Raw genomic sequence first — 5,193 nt, forward strand, 5'->3', positions numbered from 1 at the left:
GTGGGGGGCTCGGTGTTCAAGCTGCGGTACTCGCACGCGCGGCAGGCCCTGTACGACGCGGCGGCGGAGGTGCTGGGGGAGGGGGCGCTGGATCTTGACCGGCCCTGGGTGCTGGACCGGTTGTCGTCGTTGTCGTACACGATCGCGGCCGGTACGTCGCAGATTCAGCGGAACATCGTGGCCGAGCGGATATTGGGGCTGCCGAAGGGGAGGTGAGCGAGCGGTGCGGTTTCAATTGAGCGCGGAGCAGGAGGATTTGCGCGGGGCGGTTCGGGGGTTCTTGGGCCGTCGTTCGTCTGCGGGTGTGTGGGGGCTTGTCGCGCCCCGCGGCGGAGTCGCAATTCGACACAGCCCCGCGCCCCTTCAGGGCGTTACCGGACCCGGCGATATTCAGCACCGTCTTGATCGTGCGTTGTGGCGCGATCTCGGAGACCTTGGGTTCTTCTCGCTGCGGTTGCCGGAGGCCGAGGGGGGTGCCGGACTGGGGTTGCCCGAGGCCGTGTTGGTGTTTGAGGAAGCCGGGCGGGCCTTGTTGCCCGGGCCGTTGGTCGCGACGCATCTTGCTGCCGGGGTCGTGCCCGGGGCGGCTACCGGGGAGACCGTTGTCGCGGCTGTCGACGGGCGGCTGGTGGAGTGGATGGAGGAGGCTGACGTCGTGCGGGCGGGGGCCGAGGGGGCCGTGCCTGTGCGGTCCGTGGATCCGTTGACGCCCTTGCATCGGGTGCCGGCGCCCGGGCGTACCGATCCTGTCGCCGTTCTGCTCACGGCCGCCGAGCAGTTGGGTACCGCCACACGCGTGTGTGAGCTGGCCGTGCAACACGCCCGGACACGTGAGCAGTTCGGGCAGCCGATCGGAGCCTTCCAGGCGGTGAAGCATCTGTGCGCGCGGATCCTGGTGCGCGCCGAGGTCGCCCGCGCCGCCGTCTACGCGGCCGCCGTCACGGCCGACGCGGCCGACATCGCCGCCGCGCGGCTGCTGGCCGACGAGGCGGCCCAGCACGGCGCCCGGGACTGTCTCCAGGTGCACGGAGGTATGGGCTTCACCTGGGAGAGCGAGGTCCATCTGCATCTGAAGCGGGCCTGGGTGCGGGCGCAGCGTGCGGGTGGCGGCACGGAGAGTGAGGAACTGCTCGCGGCGGAGCTGACGAGCTGACGGTGTGAAAGGCGTGCTGGGCTGGGGGTCGTCGACGACACGCGCATGTGTGTCGCGGATCGTGGCATACCGGAATCACGGAGCGTTGATATCGGGTTGTGTCCTATGCGTGACCCGTCACGGCCCGGAGTCGGCTGCGCGCTCCGGTACCTTCTGTGGGATGCGAGTGGTTCCGAGCACGCGCCACGCCGGTGTTGCCCCTGGGGCGAGGCCGGATCAGGCCTGTTCGACTGCTCGTGGTGAGCGTCGCACAGTATGCCGCACGGGTACTCCTTCCCGCTGGAATATGCCCGAAGCGCTTGTTGGGGTGACTGTACGTCAACCATGCTGTCGTGCAAGGGATTCACGTTCCGTGACCCCTGCCTTGGGCTCTGCTCTGGCTGTTGTTCTGGCCATGCAGAAAATGGCTACGATCGTGGCCCTCGTCGCGGTGCGTGCGTGGCGTGAGGTCATGTGTCCGCCGGTTCGGATGGTGTGAGCGGTGCAGGTGCTTCAGGTGCAGATGGAAGTCCGGCCCGACCCCGCGGAGGTGGGGCGAGCCCGGAAATGGGCGCGTTCGCGTCTCGCCGGGCCCGGTGTCGGGGTCGACGACTCCCTTGCCGAGACGCTGATCCTGCTCGTCTCCGAACTCGTCACCAACGCCGTCGTGCACACCGGCCGGCCCGCCGTGCTGCGGCTGTCCCTGCCCGGCAGCGGGGCCGGTTCCGCCACCGTCCGCCTCGAGGTGGCCGACGCCAGCTCCCGGGCGCCGGTGCCCCGCTGTGTGGACGGCGACGCGACCGGCGGCCGGGGGCTCGCCCTCGTCGACGGGCTCGCCGACCGCTGGGGCTGGAGCCCCGACGGCGCGGGCAAGCGCATCTGGTGCGAGCTGGACCGGTGCGACGGGGCCCAGCGGGCCGCCGTGGCGTACCCGGGGAGCGCGTCGGCCTATGAGGGGCTGGCGTTCGAGGCGGTGTGACCGGACCGGCCCGGCCGGTGCACGGGCGCCGATGTGCGGTGCGGGAAGCGTCGCCGTACCCCGTCCCGCGACGACCGTGCGCCGGGGTGTGCCCCTGTGCGCGGCACCTGTGAACCGGGCATAACGCACATATTCTCTTGAGGCTGTTGACGGAAAGTGTCCGCCTGATCACGCTTGAGGGCATCGATTCGCCGCGAGGGGACGGCGAGGTCCCCGGTGACGGGTGCCCTCGGCGAGTGCGGGTCGTGGATCGGCGTCGGCGGTGCGCGGTGCGGTGCTCGGGGCGGGCAGCGCGCGCCGCCGTCCGGTGCGGGTGCGGGTGTCGGCGCTAGAGAACGGCGACGGGGGCCACCGGCGTTCCGGTCGCGCCGGCGAAGGGCTCGGGCATCGCGGACAGCAGGAACGCGTACCGGCCGGTTTCTCCACAGGCTGTGGACAACTCCTCGAGATTCCAGTTCTGGCCCTGCAGCATCCCCATCTCCACCAGGTCGAGCGCGTGCACCGCCAGCCAGAGGTCCTCGATCTCGGGCGGGAAGATCTCGAACGTGAGGGTGTCGTTGGCGACCGCGGCCACATCGCGCGCGTGGAACCACTCCGGTGTGCGCACCGACAGCCCCGGCGACGGGTAGCCGTACCCGTCCCGGTCCCCGGCGAGATACACCTGGATCTGCCCGGTCCGTACGAGCACGACGTCCCCGGCACGCACGCGCGTACCGGCGAGGTCCTCGGCCGCCTCCAGGTCCTCCGGTGTGACGGCGTGCCCGCCCTCCAGCCGGTCCACGCCCCGCGCGCGGGCCACGTCCAGCAGCACCCCGCGCGACACGACGTGCCGCGCCTTGTCGATGCCGGCGAACTCGGCGCCGGCGTGCGCGGTGACGGTGTCGGCGGGGCGGCCGTTGTAGAGCTTCCCCGAGTGTGAGGCATGGGCCAGCGCGTCCCAGTGGGTGCCCGCCTGCAGGCCCATCGTCACGGCGTCGTCGCTGCACGCCACCGTGCCCGGGCCGAACAGCTCCTGGTTGATCTGCACCATCGCGTGCAGCGGATTGACCCGGCCCTGGATCATCCCCGACTGCACGCCGTCCTGCTTCAGGGGCAGGGCGAGCGGGACGCGGCGGCCGGTGCGGACGGTCGCGGCGGCCTCGCGGACGACCTCGTCAGTGATCAGGTTGAGGGTGCCGATCTCGTCGTCGGCTCCCCAACGCCCCCAGTTGTTCACGCGCTTGGCGATCTCATGGAACTCGGCGGGCAACGACATCGGCCCTCCCCGGGGCTTGTCTCCAGGTATCTGACGCGCCATAGAATCTAACGGTTCGTCAGAAACCGCGGGAAGGGGCCGGGCGTGGGGAACTTCTTGGCAGGCAAGGTCGTCGCCGTGACCGGTGCCGGGCGGGGCATCGGCCGGGCGGTGGCGCTGGCCGCGGCGGCCGAGGGAGCGCGGGTCGTGGTCAACGACTACGGCGTCTCGGTGGACGGCGCGTCACCGACGAGCGAGGTCGCCGAAGCGGTCGTCAAGGAGATCGAGGCGGCCGGCGGGGAGGCGGTCGCGGTCGCCGACGACGTGTCCACGATGGCCGGCGGCGCGCGGGTCGTGGAGGTGGCGCTGTCCTCGTACGGGCGGCTGGACGGGGTGGTCTGCGTCGCCGGGATCCTGCGGGAGCGGATGCTGTTCAACATGTCCGAGGAGGAGTGGGATCCGGTGGTCGCCACGCATCTGAAGGGCACCTTCACTGTGTTTCGCGCCGCGTCCGCCGTCATGCGGAAGCAGCGGGCCGGGACGCTGATCGGGTTCACCAGCGGCAATCATCAGGGGTCCGTCTCGCAGGCGAACTACAGCGCGGCGAAGGGCGGGATCATCTCGCTGGTGCGAAGCGCCGCGCTGGGCCTGAACAAGTACGGGGTGACCGCGAACGCGGTGGCGCCGGTGGCTCGTACGCGGATGTCGGCCAATGTGCCGATGGAGCTCTCTGAGATCGGGGAGCCGGAGGATGTGGCCGCGCTGGTCGTGTACCTGCTGTCTGAGCGGGCTCGGGAGGCCGGGGTGACCGGGCAGGTGTACACGGTCGCCGGGCCGAAGATCGCGGTGTGGGCGCAGCCGAGGGAGTTGCGCGCCGCGTATGCCTCCGGCGGCTGGACGCCGGAACGGATAGCGGAGTTTCTGCCGGGGTCGGTGGGGGTGGATCCGATGCCGATGCTTGCTCAGTTGGCCGCGATGGAGAAGGCGGCGGGGCGTGGGGACAGGCCGAACGCCCAATAGCTCGGGTGGCTGTGTCGTAGGGCGGGTGCGGGTGCGTTTGGGCTGATCGCGACCACGCGGCGGAGCCGCATATCGATACAGCCCCGCGCCCCTGGGTAGGTCGAGTCGGCGGCGTCGAGAGGAGACCCTCGTGGACTTTGGATTCACCGCCGGGGACGAGGCGTTCCGGGCGGAAGCGAAGGCCTGGCTCGTCGAACACAGTGACCCCTCTCAAGATCGCCGCACCTGGGAGAAGACCCTCGGCAAAGCCGGCTGGATCGGGCTGGGGTGGCCGGAAGGGGGCTACGGGAACCGGACCGCCACCCTCACCCAACAGGTCGTCTGGGCCGAGGAGTACGCGCGGTCGGGGGCGCCCGCACGGTCCGGGCACATCGGGGAGAAGTTGCTCGCGCCCACCCTTCTCGCTCACGGCAGTGACGAGCAGAAGAGCCGCTTCCTGCCCCCTGTCGCCGCCGGGGAGGAGCTGTGGTGTCAGGGATACAGCGAACCCGGGGCCGGGTCGGATCTGGCCGGGGTGCGGACCTCCGCCGTGCGGGAAGGGGCGGAGTTCCGGATCAGTGGGCAGAAGATCTGGACCTCGCTCGCACACGAGGCGGACTGGTGTTTCGTGCTCGCCCGGACGGAAGTCGGCTCGCGTCGGCATCACGGGCTGAGCTTTCTGCTCGTGCCCATGGACCAGCCCGGGCGGATCGAGGTGCGGCCCATCCGGCAGATGACCGGGACCAGCGACTTCAACGAGGTCTTCTTCGACGGGGCCCGCGCGCGGGCGGAGCATCTGGTCGGGGGTGAGGGGCGGGGCTGGCAGGTGGCGATGAGCCTGCTGGGGTT

Annotated in this window: 6 protein-coding genes; 5 read left to right on the plus strand and 1 reads right to left on the minus strand. The window is 70.7% G+C overall.

Going from position 1 to position 5,193, the window contains the following annotated elements:
* From GRC12_RS41755 to GRC12_RS41765, 3 genes are all read left to right on the plus strand, one after another.
* A partial coding sequence (locus GRC12_RS41755) for an acyl-CoA dehydrogenase family protein (protein ID WP_280117597.1) occupies nt 1–216 on the plus strand: 216 nt, incomplete at its 5' end.
* Between the two features lie 7 nt (nt 217–223).
* On the plus strand, nt 224–1,153 hold the full coding sequence (locus tag GRC12_RS41760) for an acyl-CoA dehydrogenase family protein (RefSeq protein WP_208785670.1): 930 nt from the start codon (nt 224–226) through the stop codon (nt 1,151–1,153).
* 496 nt (nt 1,154–1,649) lie between these two features.
* Entirely contained in the window at nt 1,650–2,111 is a 462-nt protein-coding gene (locus tag GRC12_RS41765) for an ATP-binding protein (protein ID WP_208785674.1), read from the plus strand.
* Nucleotides 2,112–2,439: 328 nt separating this feature from the next.
* On the opposite strand, the gene GRC12_RS41770 is transcribed toward GRC12_RS41765, so the two are convergent.
* Nucleotides 2,440–3,366, minus strand: coding sequence for a cyclase family protein (locus GRC12_RS41770; RefSeq protein WP_208785671.1), 927 nt, complete (start codon nt 3,364–3,366; stop codon nt 2,440–2,442).
* A gap of 84 nt (nt 3,367–3,450) precedes the next feature.
* Between GRC12_RS41770 and GRC12_RS41775 the strand changes: the two genes are divergently transcribed.
* Nucleotides 3,451–4,365, plus strand: coding sequence for an SDR family NAD(P)-dependent oxidoreductase (locus tag GRC12_RS41775; protein ID WP_208785672.1), 915 nt, complete (start codon nt 3,451–3,453; stop codon nt 4,363–4,365).
* Nucleotides 4,366–4,495: 130 nt separating this feature from the next.
* On the plus strand, nt 4,496–5,193 hold a 698-nt coding region (locus tag GRC12_RS41780), incomplete at its 3' end, for an acyl-CoA dehydrogenase family protein (RefSeq protein WP_208785673.1).

Source organism: Streptomyces griseorubiginosus (genome assembly GCF_017614965.1).
Lineage (GTDB): Bacteria > Actinomycetota > Actinomycetes > Streptomycetales > Streptomycetaceae > Streptomyces > Streptomyces griseorubiginosus_B.

Bases quoted from the DNA above. Each gene is read 5' to 3' on its own strand.
- GRC12_RS41770 (WP_208785671.1), bottom strand. From the start codon at position 3,366: ATGTCGTTGCCCGCCGAGTTCCATGAGATCGCCAAGCGCGTGAACAAC.